At 44.1% G+C, this 18597-nt stretch carries 15 protein-coding genes; 13 read left to right on the top strand and 2 right to left on the bottom strand.

The annotated features are described in order from the left end of the window. Nucleotides 1–172: 172 nt before the first annotated feature. Nucleotides 173–601, top strand: a complete 429-nt coding sequence (locus QUA43_RS06990; RefSeq protein WP_333372224.1) for a DUF6220 domain-containing protein — start codon at nt 173–175, stop codon at nt 599–601. A 9-nt stretch (nt 602–610) separates the two neighbouring features. Further along, complete coding sequence (locus tag QUA43_RS06995; protein ID WP_333372226.1) at nt 611–1039, top strand: MAPEG family protein; 429 nt, start codon at nt 611–613, stop codon at nt 1037–1039. 266 nt (nt 1040–1305) lie between these two features. On the opposite strand, the gene QUA43_RS07000 is transcribed toward QUA43_RS06995, so the two are convergent. Then, nucleotides 1306–2298: a Rieske 2Fe-2S domain-containing protein gene (locus QUA43_RS07000; protein ID WP_333372228.1), complete on the bottom strand. Its 993-nt coding sequence runs from the start codon at nt 2296–2298 to the stop codon at nt 1306–1308. 52 nt (nt 2299–2350) lie between these two features. Between QUA43_RS07000 and QUA43_RS07005 the strand changes: the two genes are divergently transcribed. From QUA43_RS07005 to QUA43_RS07025, 4 genes are all read left to right on the top strand, one after another. Then, the gene (locus tag QUA43_RS07005) at nt 2351–3160 is read left to right on the top strand and encodes a TetR family transcriptional regulator (protein ID WP_445301950.1); all 810 of its coding nucleotides are present in this window, start codon (nt 2351–2353) and stop codon (nt 3158–3160) included. Nucleotides 3161–3530: 370 nt separating this feature from the next. Further along, nucleotides 3531–3911, top strand: a complete 381-nt coding sequence (locus tag QUA43_RS07015) for a cupin domain-containing protein (protein ID WP_333372230.1) — start codon at nt 3531–3533, stop codon at nt 3909–3911. A 63-nt stretch (nt 3912–3974) separates the two neighbouring features. Continuing rightward, on the top strand, nt 3975–4361 hold the full coding sequence (locus QUA43_RS07020) for a hypothetical protein (protein ID WP_333372232.1): 387 nt from the start codon (nt 3975–3977) through the stop codon (nt 4359–4361). Between the two features lie 492 nt (nt 4362–4853). Then, nucleotides 4854–6884 carry a bifunctional serine/threonine-protein kinase/formylglycine-generating enzyme family protein gene (locus QUA43_RS07025; RefSeq protein ID WP_333372233.1) on the top strand — a complete coding sequence of 677 codons (2031 nt, stop codon included), beginning with the start codon at nt 4854–4856 and terminating at the stop codon, nt 6882–6884. A 408-nt stretch (nt 6885–7292) separates the two neighbouring features. On the opposite strand, the gene QUA43_RS07030 is transcribed toward QUA43_RS07025, so the two are convergent. Continuing rightward, nucleotides 7293–9068 carry an EamA family transporter gene (locus QUA43_RS07030; protein ID WP_333372235.1) on the bottom strand — a complete coding sequence of 592 codons (1776 nt, stop codon included), beginning with the start codon at nt 9066–9068 and terminating at the stop codon, nt 7293–7295. 538 nt (nt 9069–9606) lie between these two features. On the opposite strand from QUA43_RS07030, the gene QUA43_RS07035 reads away from it, so the two are divergent. From QUA43_RS07035 to QUA43_RS30815, 7 genes are all read left to right on the top strand, one after another. Next, a complete protein-coding gene (locus tag QUA43_RS07035; RefSeq protein WP_333372237.1) occupies nt 9607–12942 on the top strand; it encodes an amino acid adenylation domain-containing protein in 3336 nt (1111 codons plus the stop codon). A gap of 442 nt (nt 12943–13384) precedes the next feature. Continuing rightward, nucleotides 13385–14821, top strand: coding sequence for a PepSY domain-containing protein (locus QUA43_RS07040; RefSeq protein ID WP_333372239.1), 1437 nt, complete (start codon nt 13385–13387; stop codon nt 14819–14821). Nucleotides 14822–15956: 1135 nt separating this feature from the next. After that, entirely contained in the window at nt 15957–16277 is a 321-nt protein-coding gene (locus QUA43_RS07045) for a hypothetical protein (protein WP_194067331.1), read from the top strand. Between the two features lie 135 nt (nt 16278–16412). Then, a complete protein-coding gene (locus QUA43_RS07050) occupies nt 16413–16685 on the top strand; it encodes a hypothetical protein (RefSeq protein WP_194067330.1) in 273 nt (90 codons plus the stop codon). 755 nt (nt 16686–17440) lie between these two features. Next, nucleotides 17441–17608, top strand: a complete 168-nt coding sequence (locus QUA43_RS07055; protein WP_194067329.1) for a LysM peptidoglycan-binding domain-containing protein — start codon at nt 17441–17443, stop codon at nt 17606–17608. Between the two features lie 201 nt (nt 17609–17809). Beyond that, nucleotides 17810–18055: a beta/gamma crystallin-related protein gene (locus QUA43_RS30810; protein WP_339384831.1), complete on the top strand. Its 246-nt coding sequence runs from the start codon at nt 17810–17812 to the stop codon at nt 18053–18055. Nucleotides 18056–18141: 86 nt separating this feature from the next. Continuing rightward, entirely contained in the window at nt 18142–18567 is a 426-nt protein-coding gene (locus QUA43_RS30815; RefSeq protein WP_445301951.1) for a CVNH domain-containing protein, read from the top strand. The last annotated feature ends 30 nt before the right edge of the window (nt 18568–18597 follow it).

Genomic DNA, 18597 nt, shown 5'->3' on the forward strand with positions numbered 1-18597 from the left:
TGGTGTCAACCGATTTTAGATTTTAGATTTTAGATTTTAGAATTGACCCCACCGATGAATCCGGGGGCTTGTAACAAAATTGCTTGATTGTCAAAAAGAGTACCCGATCGAGGTCTAGAAGCATTGCAACACTCGAATTATATTATCCTTGTAAACTCCAAAGCAACTTGACATGATAACCAGTTCGGAAATAGAGCCTGATGGCACTCCCACACGTGGGATACTCATCAGCTTTTATGTGACTTCAATCATCTTTAATGTCTGCTTGATTGCTCAGTTATTAACGGTGGGAGTTGCCTACTTCAATAATCCTGCATGGTGGAATATTCATGTTTGGTTCGTGCGAGGGTACAGTGGGCTGTCATTAGTATTACTGGGATGGTCGTTAATAGCCCCCTTCTCACGCAGAATACGACATCTCGCCGCAAGTTTGCCAGTGCTGCTTGGACTACAATTTTCCAGCATTCATCTCACAAGTCCTCTTCACCTCGAAATACTCCATCCTCTCATTGGATTTACATTACTCTATGTTTCTTCAAGCCTTGTACATTCCATAGGGCGCACTTTCTCGCCCACCAACAATCATAACCATCAAATTTGAGAGGTAGAAATGACGCAAGATACAATTTTCAGTCCCTTCTTTGCAACAGTGTTTCTAACATTCTTAGTCTGGGCATATATGTACATTCGCCGTATCAGTTTTATCACCAGTAGAAAGCTCACCCAGAAAGAACTTGCTGTACCGGGTACACTGGCACAAATTTCCCCACCAAGCGTATCCAATCCATCGGATAACCTCAAGAACCTGTTCGAGATTCCGGTACTTTTCTATGCGCTTGTCCTATACCTGTTCATCACAAAGCAGGTGGATACAGTTTATGTGAACGCCGCCTGGGTCTTCGTTGTGTTTCGTACATTGCATAGCGCTGTTCATTGCACATTCAATCTCATCATACTTCGGTTCTACCTCTACGTATTTGCCACGCTCGCGGTGTGGTTCATCGCGCTCCGCGCAGCACTTATCCACTTTGGCACGTAGGTACGCTATTACTGTGGGTCGATCGCTCTTCTATTCGGTGCGTTAGCGAAGCCCGCCCCTACGGGGGCTACGCCAACGAAGAGGATCGCCCTTTTAGTTTTTAGTCTTAATTTTTCTTGTTTCTATACTTGGCAGAATACAATAGAATACTAACGGAGCATTCGCTTCAAACCTTGCTTCACAGAATTCTCAGCAATTCAAATTTAATTCCCAATTTTACTGCTTAAGCTATCGGTATGGCATGACGCTGAAGCCATCTTCAGTATCTACCTTGAAAGATTAGGCTCCCTCACATTGGGAAAGCTTTCAAAATTGCGTCGTACCCAGTCCATCCCCACTTCATTATTGAGTTTAATTTTCTGAGGCGTATCGGGATAAATTTTTCCTAAAATATCCGCATCTTGATCCACGACAACTTTGCCAAAATTGAGATACGTCCCCCCCAACACCTTAAATATAGGATGCTTTGCTTGACCGAACAGCAAAATATAAGTCCGTGTTCGATTCTCGGATTCTGGTACGAATATATGACACTGTGCAGCTTTGCCGAATGGCATTTCTCCATGAAAAATTACTAGAGATGGGAAATGATTTTCTAGGTGTGCTTTAATGGTGCTGGGCAGTAGCAATAAATCTGGCTTTCTGAGCTTTTCTGCCAAGCTGTAAGGGGCAGTAGGCATATCGTAAAACGCATGGGATTGATGTCCTTCATCAATGAATTGATGAAATTCCACATCGGTAATCCTAAACAAGTCCCGGTGAGTGCCGTTTTGATGATTATAGTCGTGCATATTTAGCAGCATGGTCAGCAAATCCGTCTCGATACTGCGATCGGCGGTATGCCCGATGAAGTAGTAAGTTTCTGCGATTTCCTTGAGCACATTGGGAATGGGGACTTGCGGCTCGTATTCCCCATAAGACCAAATGAAGTCATCTTGAATAATCAGGTCTAACGGTTTTAGTAAAGGCAATGTTTTTTTATTAGATCCGGGTAATACGGTGCAGCCTTCAGCATCAAACTTCAGGGCATGGAACGGGCAGACGACACCGCTTGTGCGATCGCTTTCGGCTTCGCACCATCCTTCTGACAGCATTGCTCCCATGTGCGGACAGGCATTGGGCAAGGCATGGATGGTTCCGGCAATATCTTTCCACACCACATAGTCGGTGCCATACAAGGAAATTTTGCGAGGTTGGTTCGCTGCCAGCATCGACTTATGTGCCAACAACCAAGGCGCACCGGGAAGCATAGACTGCATGGTGTTCTCCTTTAGACATAAAATTGTGAGAGATTTGTCGCTTTTCTAGAATATGACAGAATATTCACATTCGTCAAGCAGTTTGCGCCGTCAACCGAAACAGCAGCGGGGTAAAGAAAGAGTCGAAAAAATCTTGGATGCAGCAGCAGCAGTGTTTGACGAGGTGGGCTATTGGGAGGCGACTACCCATCTAATTGCAGCAAAAGCAGGGACAGCCATCGGTTCTGTGTATCAGTTTTTTCCTGATAAAGCTGCGATTTTTAATGCAATGGAGCTCCGTCATGCCGATCGCGTTAAGGCGATGTGGGCGCAGGCGAACACGTCGGAAATCGTTCAGTTACCGCTGCGCGAAATGATTCATACCCTGGTTACTGCTGTTGCAGAGATGTTTGAACAGCCTGTATCGCGGGTGGTGTTCGTGCAGTTTTATATAGCGCGCGAGATTTTCCAGTCGATCGATGAAAGTATGACTCAGGAAGCGATCGACTTTATGGCGAGTCTTTTGAAGCAAAGAAATCCCAGCTTGAGGGAGGCGCAATGTAGCCTGTTAGCGGAGGTTTGCGTTCACAGCAGTAATGCGGTCATTCTGTCGGCACTTCGCAACCGGGATCGACAGCATCGCCAACAACTGGTACAGCAGATTGAGGACTTGTTGGTGTCGTATTTAGAGTCGTATGTGGGGGAAGGTCGGTCAAGCAATGTAATGAAAGTAATGAAATGTCTTCATTGTCAATCGGAGCAGTTGTCCAAAAACGGTTATCGACGGGGGAAGCAGTGCTATCGCTGTAAGGAATGTGGCAAACAGTTTGTAGAGAATTCCAGGCGATCGGTTATTTGGAAGATGAATTTGAATGATAACTGATTAATCGGACACGATATCAGTTGTAGTTTCCAACACTCGATCGCAATACCCAATACTTCAAAATTACCAGTGGTGCGATCGCTCTTCAATTCGGTACGATCTTTCTCTTAGTTTCTAGGTTGATTGTTCTGCCAAGAGTACGATCTTTGTCAAGGGTGATCGCGCTGCTTGCAAGTTGTGATTCGATCGGGTTTTAGGAAGAAAACCCCCAAACCACGATTTTTAAATTAGTTTGAGGGTTTTTATTTTTTTGGGGTGATCGAGAAAAATCAGGGAAACTTTTTTCCGTAAAGTTATCGGTGAGACAGTTCTTTGTAGGCGATCGGTGAGACGATCGCTCTTGAGAAGTTTTTCAAAGAGTGATGCAAAGATGAGTATAACTAGGATATTCAGCAGTTCTAAATTTTTTCAACCGAGTGATGGAGAGCCTGTTCGTTCGATCGTTACCGAATCTAAGGAGGCTGTCGTTGTCGCCTGGTATATCAAGCCAGGTCAGGCAATCTCCGCGCACACCCATCCCAACGGGCAAGACACTTGGACTGTTTTAACCGGGAAGGGAGACTACTATTTGGATAAAGCAGGCACTACGAAGTCGATCGCTGCTGGGGATGTTGTAGTCGCTCATACCGGATGTGTACATGGAGTATTCAACAACGGTGATGAGCCATTGGTTTTTATTTCAGTTGTGTCACCAGCCGATGCGGGGTATCAACTTGTCTCGTTAGAAAACTCTTTTGCTGTCCATCCCTAATTATTCAATCCACCGGGTTGCCTTCATCAAAAAAATTAAAACGGTAAAAGCCTTTTTAGAGCTATGAAAGGGTTGATTCAATATCTTTACGAAATCAAATTAGATAAAGCTATTCTCTGGTGCTATCTCATTTGGTATGTTGTAGTAGTTGGTTTTCATTTCGATCCTTCGGTTAAGATATGGATCAATTCAATTGGTATAAGTGCTGTAATCGGTACTGGTCTGATGCTAAGTGTTTCTTCTAGTAAAGGCAAAACAGATCATTGGCAGGCATTCAGGTTATATCTCATGCCATTTTGTGTCTCAAGCTTCTCTGCCTTGATTAAAGATCAGGGATTTATCATATTCATATCACCAAATATCACCGAAACAATAGTGTCAGTATCAGGCTGTGGTCTGTTTTTATTACTTATTTTAGTAGTCAAAGTATTCAAGAATAAAGTTATTTAGCGGGACTACAAAATTGGTGAAAGCAGCAGAAATATGACATTTTAGGTTGAAATTACCCCGATCGCCTTTAAGGGCGATCGAGCTTGTATAACTCTTACGCCCCGATGAAGCGATGGAATTGCTTATTAAAATCGCTTTCTTAGTTTCTAGTCCGATAGTTCTTTGAGTGCGATCGCTTTTTGGTGGGGCGATCGCCAAGTTGTACTATACTGGCATCTGTAAAGCAATTACCAAGATCCCCAGACGAATATCGGCGGTAAGCGGGTTGCTAAAATCGGTCGATCGCGCTGGAATTTCATGCCCTCAAATCGCTTTCTTTGGATTAATTGACGTTTTAAATTCTGCCTTCTACTTTCTCCATTGGGGCCACACAAGCGGGGGGTAATGCCCTCCCTACGGTCAATTGTCAATAATCAATTATTAATTGTTAATATTCCATGAGGAAGCGTAAAAGATATATCATAATCTTAACCGGATCATTTCTTCCCAGATATGTTCTACTGTTCTAATCCCAAGTGTTCTAATCCTTTCAATCCCGACAATTCTAAATTCTGTCAAAGTTGCGGAGCTCAAGGCCTCAACCCTCTATTCAGAAACCGCTACCGCGTGATTCGACTGTTGGGCGAAGGGGGATTTGGCAGAACTTATGAAGCGGTAGATACGGATCGCATGGACGATCCCTGCGTAATTAAGCAGTTTGTAACCCAATTTCAAGGAACCTCCGCACTTGAAAAAGCCACAGAATTGTTTAAGGCAGAAGCGAAACGACTTTACGAACTCGGTGAACATCCCCAAATTCCTCGATTAATTGCTTATTTTGAACAAGACAAGCGACTTTATTTAGTACAAGAGTTGATTGAGGGGCAAACTTTGCTAGCAGAATTAACTCAGCAGGGTGTTTTTAGCGAAGAAAAAATTTGGCAGTTGCTGGCAGATATTTTGCCGATTCTGAAATTTGTGCACGATCGCAATGTCATTCACCGAGACATCAAACTTGAGAATATCATGCGCCGCCGCACCTCTGTTAGCTCATCCCTGCCAAAGGCGGGAAATTTTCGCAATTCAGCTTTCCGAAGAGGAGGGCGCGGAGAGTTAGTTTTGATAGATTTTGGCATTTCCAAACAAGTAACGGGCTCCCTGATGAGCAAAGTAGGCACGACGGTAGGAACGCCTGGATATTCGCCGGTAGAACAAATGCGCGGTCAAGTTTTCCCCGGAAGCGATTTGTACAGTTTGGGAATAACTTGCCTGAGACTGCTAACTCAATGTTTGCCAAAAGTTGATGGTTCCGATGACCTTTACGACGCGATAAATGGCAACTGGATTTGGAGAGAACGGTTGCCCGCCGGCACAAAAATCAGCAGCGAGTTGGCAAATGTTTTAGATAAGTTAATTGAAGATTATCTCAAAAATAGATATCAATCTGCTGATGAAGTAATCAAAGCTTTAAATCTCTATTCTTTACCTCCCCAACCCCCTTTTGTCCAGGGAGGACAACTTGCTTTAAATTCTGCTGTGACCAAGGGAGGCCCACTTGCTTTAAATTCTGCTGTGACCAAGGGAGGCCCACTTGCTATTAATACTCCGCTAAATAACAGCGGGCAAATTAATAGCAATATCTCTGTCAATAGCAGAGAAAAATCTAACACCAATCCGCCTCCGAACAAGGCAGCGCAGAGAATATCCGCTGTCAAAAGCACCTTTGAATTTCAGGTGGTGACAGTAGACAAGCGCGGGAAGCAAACTAATGTTAACAGCGGTCAAGCGCGTTTTTTTGAAGAACATCTTGGTAGCAGTACACTGCTGGAAATGGTATCTGTTCCTGGCGGTACTTTCCTCATGGGTTCCCCAAAAAATCGGGGTGACAGCGACGAAAAACCGCAGCATCCAGTAACTTTAGGATCTTTCTATATTAGCAAATTTCCCGTCACTCAAGCCCAGTGGAAAGCAGTGGCGGCGCTGCCGGAAATTAAAATATTTCTCAATCCCGATGCTGCCCGTTTTAAAGGTGCAAATCGACCTGTAGAAAATGTATCTTGGTACGAGGCTGTGGAGTTTTGCGATCGACTTTCTCGCAAAACGGGTAAGAATTATCGCTTGCCTAGCGAAGCCCAATGGGAATATGCTTGCCGGGGACAAACTACGGGGCCGTTTCACTTTGGGGAAACGATTACCAGTGAGTTAGTAAATTACAACGGGAATTCTAATTACGCTGATGCGCCGAAGGGAGTTTATCGCTTTCAAACGACAGATGTTGGCAGTTTTAAACCTAATGCTTTCGGATTGTACGATTTCCACGGAAATGTTTGGGAATGGTGCGCGGATTCTTGGCACAATAATTATAACGGTGCGCCTGCTGATGGTAGCGTTTGGGAGTCTGACGCGGACTGTTCGCTGAGGTTGTTGCGGGGGGGTTCTTGGAACGATCATCCTCCGAATTGTCGCAGCGCGTGTCGCCTCAGATATCAGCCGGATTGTAAGGCTAGTATTGTGGGTTTTCGAGTGGTTGTTTCTGTTGTTTGACTCCAATTGTAGGCATTCCTTCTCCTATCTTGAAATGCCTCTACGGTTTCCCTATAGCAATCCTTGCAGGAGTCGTAAACTTTTTACCCCACCCCAACCCTCCCCTTATCAAGGGGAGGGAGTAAGAAATTCACAAATGATGCGAGGATTGCTATATCAATCAAAGATTTATGCAATAAGCCTATTGATATTGTCTCCGCACAGAGAAACCCGGTTTCTTGAAGAAACCGGGTTTGGGAATGGACGATCGCCCAAATTCTTTCCTTATATCGTTTCCGGTTGCATCGGAATAATAAAATCGAGTCAACAGTTAACACTCAATCATTCAGTTTTTCGACCCGCCCGTCAACAGTCAACAGTCAACAGTCAACAGTCAACAATTCCGAAGGAGTGCAACCGGAATTGATATTAACTAGCCTTCTTTTGAGGAGCGAGTATGCGTTCCACACTCATAGCAGCCACGCTCAACGTCACCACAGCCATGCCGAGAATTGCCACAGGCTGCAACTTCTCATTGATAATTAGAAACCCGAAGAGTGCGGTCATTGCCGGCCCCAAAGTGCCAATTACTGACGCTAAGGCTGCCCCCGCAAAGCGGATGGCAAAATTATTCAAAAGATAGCTAAACAGCGTCAGCACCCCTAAAACAACACCTCCCACAATCAAACCAGGCCAAACATTGGGGTCGATTTTAGGAGAAAAATTTTCCGACAGTGGCACCCACAAACTCAGGGAGGAAAATACAAAAATCGCGGCGAAATTAACTAAACTAAAAGGAATTGGGTGCAGCTTGCCCGCGGCCATTTGCGTCAGCAATACGTAACCTGCAAAGGTAATCCCAGAAGTCAGTGCCGCCGTGACTCCCACCCCGACATTGCCGCCGCCCGGAGCTTGGGCGGCAAAACTCGGCCACCCAGCTAAAATCAGACCTGCCGTAATCCCGACGATCGCGAAAAAGCCGACTTTGCTAGGGCGAGAGCCAAACAAGATCCAAGAACCTAGTACGGTGACGATCGGGTAAATAAAGAAAATCGTAATCGCAATCCCGGCTGGAATATTGCCGATCGCCAAATAAATCAAAACCTGAGACAAAAACAGAAAAAATGCGCTTCCTAAAACCTTGCCCCACAAAGCTCGATCGCCCGACTCAAACAACCGTCTAATATCTTTCCACACAGAAGGATACAGAAATGTCGCCAATATCGGCATCAAAGCCATCACCACGATCAGCCGCATCAACAAAATCAACAAAGAATTTCCAAAACCTGGAGTCACCACCCCCGGAAATTCAAACAACCCAAAAACCACCCGAGGATTTTTGGCTTTAATCAAAATTCTCAAACAAACATTAAACAGCGATAATACCACCGCCGAAGACAAAGCCAGCACCAAACCTGTCTGTACTTGAGAAGATGCTTTAACAGTTGCAGCAGGCGCTGAAGAAGGCTGTGGCACGGGTTCTCGTGGCGTTTCCACAGGTGTTGGCTGCAGAAATTGCGGGCGGACAGAATTAACAGAATTAGTTGATTCCTCGACATAAGAATCTTGAGCATCGAAAGGATTCTCAAGATATGCTTCTTCTTCTTCGAGTTCTTCCCTGATGCGGTTTACGAGATTTTGTAACAGCTCTTCCCCTTGCAGTTCCAGGGTTTTCATGTTGTTGAGCCGCACAGAAAGCTCACTTTCGTAACTGGTTAAATCTTGTTCCAGCATCTGGAAACTGCGATCGATCCTTTCATCCAGTGCCGCCAGCAACTGCGAGGCCCGTTCGTCGTAGTTGCTTGGCGGCAGGGGTATCGGGAACTCTCCACTGGGAATAGGGCTGCTGAGAGAATTTCCCGAATTAGCACTGAGTTCGTTGAACCGCTGCACCAACAAATCCTGCAAATTGTGAGCCAAAACTTGAGCCAACTGCTTCAGCCACAATTGCTGCTGCTGAATGTATCGCCCAGACAGAGATTCCATTTGCTGAGACTGCAATTTGCGATATTGCTCCCGGAGGTCTTCAATATCTTCAATCAGGTGATTTTTTTCAGTTTGCAGCCGAGTAATGTCTTGATTTAACTGGCCTTTGACATTTTCATGCAAAGCGTCCAGTTCTTGCATTACTGAGTGAAGGACTTCTTCTGCTGATTGTGCATCCTCTGGCTCGCCCTTTGACGAGTATACGTTCCGCTGCGCCATTAGCCTATAACCTCTAATTTAAACTGCACGTTCAGTGTTCTTAAGTATTTTGCCTGCATCAGGTCGCAAGTTATAGTGAGTTGATCTAAGAGATTGCGAACACTGTTTAATCAATAGTAGTCGCTAAGCTACAAATGTGAGAAAATTGCGTGAAGCAAAGCTATCCCGCTCTTAATCGCCCCAAGAACACTTTGTGCAATTAGAAATCATACTACAGCTTGACCTCTCCACGGATTGCTCCCGGTAATTCTCGCATCTAACTCACCCGATTGCACCCGAATCACAAGCCTCATGACCCCTTCTGCGACTAAATTTGATTGGGGGGTGGCACTCCTAGCCCCTCAACGGATAACTTGATCCTGGAGGCAGAAACCCTGTTTCTTTTCCCCGCCTTTCTCCCCCACTCCCGCACCCAGATTTATTATATTAAAGGTTCCGATCTTTTGCTCGCGAAAGTTTTAAGAGGCGATCGCACCCTGAAAAAGCCACCCCGCGCCATCAAAAAATTAACACATCCCATCCCCCAAGAGCAATAGATATGGCATCCGAAATTTATGACACTTCCTTTACAAGCGATCGACAAAAACTGAATATTTCCTCAGAAGCCGAAGTGTTTGTCTTTCCGGCATCATTTGCCCAGCAGCGCTTGTGGTTTCTCGACCAATTCGCACCGGAAAACCCTTTCTATAATGTAGTAACAGCACTGCGCTTAACTGGTTCCCTCAACTTAACCGCCTTAGAGCAAACCTTCAACGAAATAGTGCAGCGACACGAAACTTTGCGAACCACTTTTGCCGCGGTATCAGGCCAACCAGTGCAGATAATCTCTGCCGCTTTCAAGACTAATTTAAAAGTATTAGACTTGCAAGATTTGCCGCCAGAACAACGGCAAACAGAAGCAAAGAAACTCTCCGCAGCAGAATCTCTCCGCCCTTTCAATTTATCCACCGGGCCACTGATGCGAGTCACCATCCTGCGGCTGACAGAAACCGAGCATATTCTCTTGCTAAATATGCACCACATAGGCTCCGATGATTGGTCGATCGGGGTGCTAATTCGAGAATTGGAGGCAATCTATACAGCTTTGATCAATCAACAGCCATCTCCCCTACCAGAATTATCACTTCAATATGCCGACTTTGCCGAGTGGCAGCGCGAATGGCTGCAAGGTGAAGTATTAGAAACTCAGCTAGCTTATTGGCGGCAGCAATTGCACGGAATTTCTGTGTTAAATTTGCCTACCGATCGCCCTGCACCAGCTAGGCAAAATTATCGGGGAAAAACTCAATATTTAGAACTGCCTAAAAAGCTGAAAAACGCACTTGTAGAGCTATCGCAGCGAGAAGGAGCGACTTTATTTATGACAGTCCTCGCAGCATTTCAAAATTTGCTTTACCGCTACTCGCAACAAGAAGATATTGTTGTCGGTTCGCCGATCGCCAATCGCAACCGCAGCGAAATTGAAGCATTAATCGGTTTTTTTGTCAATACTTTAGTGCTGCGAACAGACTGCTCGGGAAACCCGACATTTCGAGATTTTTTGGGCCGGGTGCGGGAAGTAACCCTGGGAGCTTATGCTCACCAAGATTTGCCTTTTGAGAAGCTAGTCGAGGAATTGCATCCAGAGCGATCGTTGAATCGCCACCCGCTGTTTCAGGTGGTATTCGGGCTGCAAAATGCGCCGCTTGACGAGCTAGAATTGCCAGAATTAAAGTTGAGTTCTTTTCCTTTGGAGACTCAAACAACGCGCTTTGATTTAGAGCTGCATTTGTGGGAAGCTTCGGATAAGTTTAGGAACAGATACGGCGAACAGTGGGAAGATTCGGAAGGGCTCCGAGGCGTAGCTGTGTACAATACGGATTTATTTGATGAAGTTACGATCGCCCGAATGCTGAGGCATTTTAAAACGCTGCTGGAAAGCATTGTCGCTAATCCAGAACAAAGAATCGCTAACTTACCTTTATTGAGCGAGGATGAAGTGAATCAATTATTCAGAGAATGGAACGATACTCGGACAGATTATCCTCAAAATAAGTGCATTCATCAGTTATTTGAAGAGCGAGCCCGGCAGCATCTGGAGGATGTCGCCCTAACTTTCGAGGGCCAAAACCTGACTTACAGAGAACTTAACAGTCGCAGCAACCAACTGGCGCGCTACCTGCAAAAAATGGGCGTGGGGGCGGAGGTTTTAGTGGGGCTTTGTGCAGAACGATCGATCGACCTAATTGTCGGGATGTTGGCTATACTGAAAGCGGGAGGGGCTTATCTACCGTTAGATCCAAGCTATCCGCGCGATCGGCTAAACTTGATGCTGGAAGATGCTCAAGTTAAAGTCTTGCTAATTCAGGATAAATTGATTGAGAATTTCCGAGACTTCTCAAACTCGGTGATTTACTTCGATCGCGACTGGGAAGAAATAGCCAAAGAAAGCGCCGAAAATCCCGCCAACACCGTAACAGCAGACAACCTAGCTTACGTTATTTACACATCTGGCTCAACAGGAAAACCCAAGGGAGTTGCTGTCACCCACAAAGCAGTAAATCGCCTGGTACTCAACACCAACTATATAAAAATAGAACCTACCGATAAAATTGCCCAAGCATCAAACGCTTCATTCGATGCAGCCACATTCGAGATTTGGGGAGCCTTGCTTAACGGCGCTCAACTCGTGGGAATTAGCACAAATATTACCCTTTCGCCTCACGATTTAGCTTTAGAACTGCGCCAACAAGGCATCACAGTTTTGTTTTTAACAACTGCCTTATTTCAACAAATTGCTAGAGTTTTACCGCAAGCTTTTGATTCGCTGCGCTGCTTGCTGTTTGGCGGAGAAGCGGTCGATATGAGATGGGTTAAAAAACTTCTCAAACAAAATCCAACCACTAAATTAATTCACGTTTACGGGCCTACAGAAAATACCACATTTTCGGCTTATTATTGCGTGCAAGACGTACCCGAAACCGCAACATCTATCCCCATCGGCCGCCCGATCGCCAACACGCAAATTTATCTCCTCGATGCGGATTTGCAGCCGGTGGCGATCGGTGTTATAGGTCAATTGTACGTCGGCGGTGACGGACTGGCGAAAGGCTACCTCAACCAGCCTGATTTAACTGCTGCTGCATTCATTCCTAATCCTTTTAGTAATAAACTGGGTTCTAGCCTTTATAAAACAGGTGATTTAGGTCGCTATTTAGTTGACGGCAATATCGAGTTTTTAGGCCGCGTTGACGACCAAGTAAAAATTCGCGGCTACCGCATCGAATTGGGAGAAATTGAAGCGGCTTTGTGCCAGCATCCACAAGTGCGCGAAGCAGTAGTAATTGTGAGGGAAGACATCCCAGATGATAAACATTTGGTAGCTTATGTTATTCCTGACGGCCTTAATGAAAAATCAGACATTCACAATCTAAAGTCAAGTGAATTGCGCCAATTTTTGAAAGAAAAGTTACCAGGATATATGGTTCCTGCAACTTATGCAGTGTTGGAGAATATGCCACTGACACCTAATGGCAAAGTAGACCGCCGCGCCTTGCCTGATATAGATACAGACAGCGAGGATATAACAGAAAATTATGTAGCGCCTCGCACTGATCTCGAAGAAATGCTGGGAAAAATTTGGGCTAAGGTTTTGGGAAAACAGCAGGTTAGTATCTACGATAATTTCTTTGAACTAGGTGGGCATTCCCTGCTAGCAACTCAGTTGATTTCTCGCATCCGAGACGCTTTGCAAGTCGAGTTACCAGTCAGCAATTTGTTTGAGGCTCCGACTGTGGCGAGTCTGGCAAAATACATTGAAACAATGCGCTGGGCTGCGAAAGGTTTGGATACTCCCAGAACCGACGAAAATGAGCGAGAAGATGTGGAATTTTAAGGGCTTACATATAGCGGTTCGAGCTCTCATATGAGGTACGTAGTTGGGCTTAAGCCCTCTTAGTTTAGTGGTTATATAAGCTGTCAGTCATACCTCATCTTTTTGAGAAAAGCTATAATTGCGGGATGATTTTGATTGTTTTGTGCAATGACGCCCTAGTCGCAGCAATCTCAATCTTTTTCGCTGAGGGGATGACAACCCTCCTCAAACCCTGATGGAGTAAAGATTGAGCCTCGCTGATGCTAAAAAAAGATAGGCAGCCTTAACTGAACGGTATTGCAATATACTGGTTTTTAGTTACTTTCCTGTTGAATAAATCTTCATTACGATTACTGACGGCTAAAAACTTCAGAAGCAGCAACTCTGTTTGACAGCCTGTCTTTTGACATTGTTGATACTTGTGTAGCATAATGGCTTTTTTTCGATATTTTAGCAAACGACAATGAGTAAATTGAACAGCATTTTGAACCCTTCACTGGTTGCTGAACCTCCCAGTAATCGTTTTTATCGCACCGTTTGGCGATGGCACTTCTATGCAGGCTTGTTTGTTATTCCTTTCATGATGATTTTGTCAATCACAGGCATCATTTACCTGTTTAAACCGCAATTAGATGCTGCGATGTATCACCAGAATATGTTTGTGCAGCCTGCGGATGTGGTGATGCCTTATACTCAACAGGTGGCAGTTGTTCAACGAAATTATCCTGATGCCAAAGTAACAAAATTTACGCCGAGCGTTGCGTCTAATCGTAGTGCTGAAGTGACGATCGCGACTAAAGATGAAAGAACACTAGCCGTTTTCGTGAATCCTTATACGGCTAAGATTTTAGGCGATCGCGATGAAAATAATAATCTCCAAGCGATCGCACGCAAGATTCACGGCGAACTGATGATCGGAAAATTGGGAGATTATTTAGTAGAGCTTGCTTCCTGTTGGGGACTGATTTTGCTAATTACCGGATTATATTTATGGTTGCCTCGCGGCAAAGTAAATTTTTTAGGAACATTAATTCCGCGTGTGTGGAGCCAGAACAAGCGGGTATTTTGGCGGGACTTACACGCCGTTTCGGGATTTTATGGCGTATTGCTAATTGGCTTTCTCATCATTAGCGGACTACCCTGGACAGGTTTTTGGGGAGATACCTTCGCTCGTTTGTCGAGTCACTATCCTGCACAAATGTGGGATAACGTGCCTCAATCTACAACACTCACAGGCTCACTCAATCAACAGGGCAATCTAATTGTGCCTTGGGCAGTAGAGCAATTACCAATTCCCAAATCTAGTAAGCTTGGAGAGGAGCATCATTCAGGACACAACGAAATTATCAGGGGAACTCCTGCTGGTACGTCCGTAAATCTAGATTCTGTTGTAACTTTAGCCCAAGCAAAAGGCGCACCCCCTGGATTTAGTGTTAGTTTTCCAGAATCCCAAACGGGTGTGTACACGGTTTCGGCATTTCCCAATAATCCGGCGCAAGAAGTCACTCTGCACATCGATCGATACAGTGGCAAAGTGTTAGCAGATGTGCGGTGGAAGGATTACGGGTTAATACCCAAAGCCGTAGAAATGGGAATTTCCATTCACATGGGCAAATATTTTGGATTGAGCAATCAACTGCTGATGTTGTTTGCATCCTTAATTTTGATTGTGCTTTCAGTCAGTGGTGCGGTGATGTGGTGGCAGCGGCGTCCGAAAGGGACGGGTTGGCTTGGTGCGCCTGCAATGCCCAATCATGTTCAGGGATGGAAAGTGCCACTTGCAATCGTTGCTGTTTTAGGGATTGCCTTCCCGCTTGTAGGACTTTCACTTGTCACCGTTCTGCTGTTGGATTATTTCGTGTTGGCTCGTATTCCTGCCGTGAAGCGCATTTTCAGTTAAAGGTAGGAGGGTGACAAAGAGGTCTAAGAACTAGACCGAATCAGTGCGTAGGTTGGCCCCCGAGGGAACGAACGCTCCGTTTCACTCCGCCCAACATTTTCGCTACAATTTTCCTTAACTGAACCGTATTGAAATATGGTGCGCCTAGTACGCCGATTACACTCACGCTCCAGCAAACTGAAACGCAGATCGGCCTTACTATCCATAATGAAGGCGATCCGATCGCCCTAGACGCTCAATCTATCCTCTTTCAACAATTTCGTCGAACCCTTTGTGCCGAGGAGCAAACTGGCTGGGGATGAGGATTATTTTTAGCGAAGAGTATTATTGAAGCCCATAAAGGGACACTTGCGGTTGAAAGTGCAGAGGGCAAGGGGACAAGCTTTATTATCAATTTATCAAAGATTCTTTTTTAGTTCGGGACATTAAGACTAAGAACCAAAATAGGGTATAAGATAATGAATCCACAGTCCACATTGTGAGCTGACCCAGAGAGGAAGCGCTTCAGCAAAGGCGATCGCTCTACACCCACTATCTTTAAGCCGCCTGTCGTGCGAAACACCGCTTTTCGGGAGTGACAAATCAGGGATATATCTACCTCACGAGTTCCTCACATTTTCTTCACATTTTAAACGTAATGTTGAGCGCCCTAACTCCGCATCATGAAATCATAAAAGAGTAATCTCAGTTTTTTACCAGTACAGTAGATGAGGTCATTTATAATAACGACTTTTATGGCGGGCTGGTAATTTAATAACACTATTGATAAGTCATAAAAACTAAACGGAAGTGAGCAGGCTGAGGCACTGAAACTGCAATGTCGTTGCTTAAATCTAGCAGTGAAAGTCCGGCTGTGACTGGGAAAAGCAAGTTAATGGTAACAGAAATTATGTTGGAGCGACTGTTTAAAAAACCTGTGAATTGGATAAGCTCTACTATAGTAAGTCATCCCAAAGGTAGAGATTATATTGAGCAACTCTGATTATGGTTAAACCAACGACGAAAGAAACAAAATCTGAGGTTCAATCGAAACTAGACGAGGTGAAAACAAAAGCCTCTAGTTCGAGAAAAAAATTAGAAATTGATCGCTGGAGTCGTCTTACAGAGTTGAGGGGGTCTAACAAGACGCACCGTCATGGTTTCTCAAAAACTTTTGCTTTTTTGTGAAATTTTAGTAAGGTTCAACACTTATCGGAGATTTTTACTTATGGCTGGTCCATTTCGAGTTGCACCACAGGAAATAAAAAGTGGAATTCCCACCTGGGCTGGGGGAAGACAAACTAAAGTGATCGTTGATTGTCAAGCCGGTGGTAATTGTGATATGACTGCTGGTGGTTCTTCGACTGAAGTTAATGTGCTTAGAGTAGGTCGAAATGAATTTCAGCGTTCATTTGGTGGTGTGCAATTAGCCGTTAAAAATTTAACTCTGGAGGATATTACGGTGACGACAGAATAAAAGTTAACCGCCCTAATGAAATTTTAACTGGATCTAAATTTTATGACTTTTCGTAATCGGACAATTCTCTGACACGGGCAAGTATTTTTGGATTCAGTTATCGCCGAAAACTGTCAATTTAGGAGGTCATCAATAATGGCATGGACTTACGACAAAAGCAATATGGAATTTGTTGGTCAACTCACAAAATCCGAACAGGAAAAATTTGACAAATTTCAAAATAAGATTGAAAAGGATGGGGTTCATCCTAGAGACGCAGCTCAAACAGCCGGTAGTACAAACTACAGACAATTGCAAGGAACTCAAAACCAATTTGAGATTCGCTTAAGTCAAGGAACGCGGGCTACATTTTTTGTTCATGACCAAACCAAAGTAGTTGAAATGAGTCAAATCGGCGGTCATACATGATCCCAACTCCAGTGCGATCGCCGCTTTCGTAGCTTTCGTAGGGTGCGAAAACCTGCGTGTAACGCACCATATATAGCAATCCTAAATGATTTGCGTAATTCTTGTAGGGGCAATCCCCCCGTGGTTGCCCCGATAGATAGGGGGTAGGCACGGGGGCACTACCCCTACAAATTTATCTGAATGATTTAGGATTGCTATATATCTACCTCACGAGTTACTCACATTTTCTTCACATTTTAAACGTAATATTGATCGCCCTAATTCCGCATCATGAAATCATAAAAGAGTAATCTCAGTTTTTTACCCGTACAGTAGATGAGGTCATTTACAATAACGACTTTTATGCCTGCCTGGTAATTTAATAACACTATTTATGAGTACGATAAACTCAACATAAGTAAGCAGCCTGACGCACTAAAACTGCAAGTTTGTTATCTCAATATGGCTGTCAAAGTTATACTGTCAGCGAGAAAAACAAGTTTTTAGTAACAGCAATTATGAGGTTTTTCCAACATTAAACTTGCGGATAAATCTTTAAATTTCTAATAACCTATTCACAATGATAGATATTTTATTCAACGATTAGGCTTAAGTTAGGTTTACGAGGAAAGAAACCAAATCTGAGATTCAATCGGAACTGGACGAGGTGAACAAAAGCCTCTAATTTAATCGAAAAAATCTGAATTTGCCTGCTGGAATCGTCTGAGAGAGTTTAGAAACAAAAGACAACGACCTTAACAACAAAGGAAAAAATCATGTCTAACAAAACACATACTGTAGCCGCTGGAGAAACATTTTCTAGTATTGCAGAGTTCCACTATGGTAATGGCAGTGATGCGAACGCGCAGAAAATTGCAGCTGCTAATCCTGGTGTTAGCCCTGGAAAATTACAAGTTGGTCAAACACTTCAAGTTCCTGCTTAACAGGTTTGAAAAGCTTGTCAACATAGCTGGTTCTAATAGCAGCTATTAAGCATCCAGGAGGTTAGCCAATAAAACTAACCTTCTGGTCGCACAAATTTCCATAAAAAAGTTTCTTTTTGACAACCGCTTATGTTTGATATTTTTCTGAGTTTTCTGAATAACACAGACTAATTTAGAAGAAAAATAAGGGCTGAAAGAATTGTGTTTAGCGATTCCAATTGCCGAGTGGTTTCCAATAGCTTTACCCAAGACTTAGCTAATGTCGGAAATTTTTGGAACGACAAAATTACAGCAGTTAAAGTAATCTCTGGTACATGGCAAGTTTTTGGGGATACTAACTTCAACGGGAGTAATGTGAAACTTCCACCGGGAGAGTATCCTAATCTTGCAATCAGCCCAGGTGTTATCAATAACGATAGCATTTCGTCACTCAAGATTGTAGGATAACGAGCCAGAAAGCATCACATCCGTTGACCCCCCGTTGCCAGTGGTGGCAATGGGGGATTTTAATTTATGATTTAAGGAGAATACTCATGTCTTACCTTACGAAACTCAGTCGAGCGTCAAGTTTAATAGCTTTTGTTGCTTGTGGTGCAATTCTAGCTGTAATTCCCAGGGAACCTGCTTTGGCAAGACCCACATCTCCTAGCAGTTATCAAAGTTCTTGTCAGAATATTAAGATTACCGGAGCGACTTTATCAGCAAGATGTCGTTTAGCTAATGGCTCAACTAAGTCAACATCAATTTTGATTCGGGGAATAGAGAATCAAAATGGAAACTTGACGTATTCTCGCAATCCAAGAGCCGCTAGCAGTTATCAATTTTCTTGTAAGAATATCGATCATACCGGAGCGACTTTATTAGCAAGATGTCGTCTAGTTAATGGCTCAACCAAGTCAACATCAATTTTGATTCGGGGAATAGAGAATCAAAATGGAAACTTAAGGTACTCTGGCTAGCCATTAAAGTCTGATTAATCCACGACAGAC

This window comes from Microcoleus sp. N9_B4 (assembly GCF_036701635.1).
Classification (GTDB): Bacteria; Cyanobacteriota; Cyanobacteriia; order Cyanobacteriales; family Microcoleaceae; genus Microcoleus.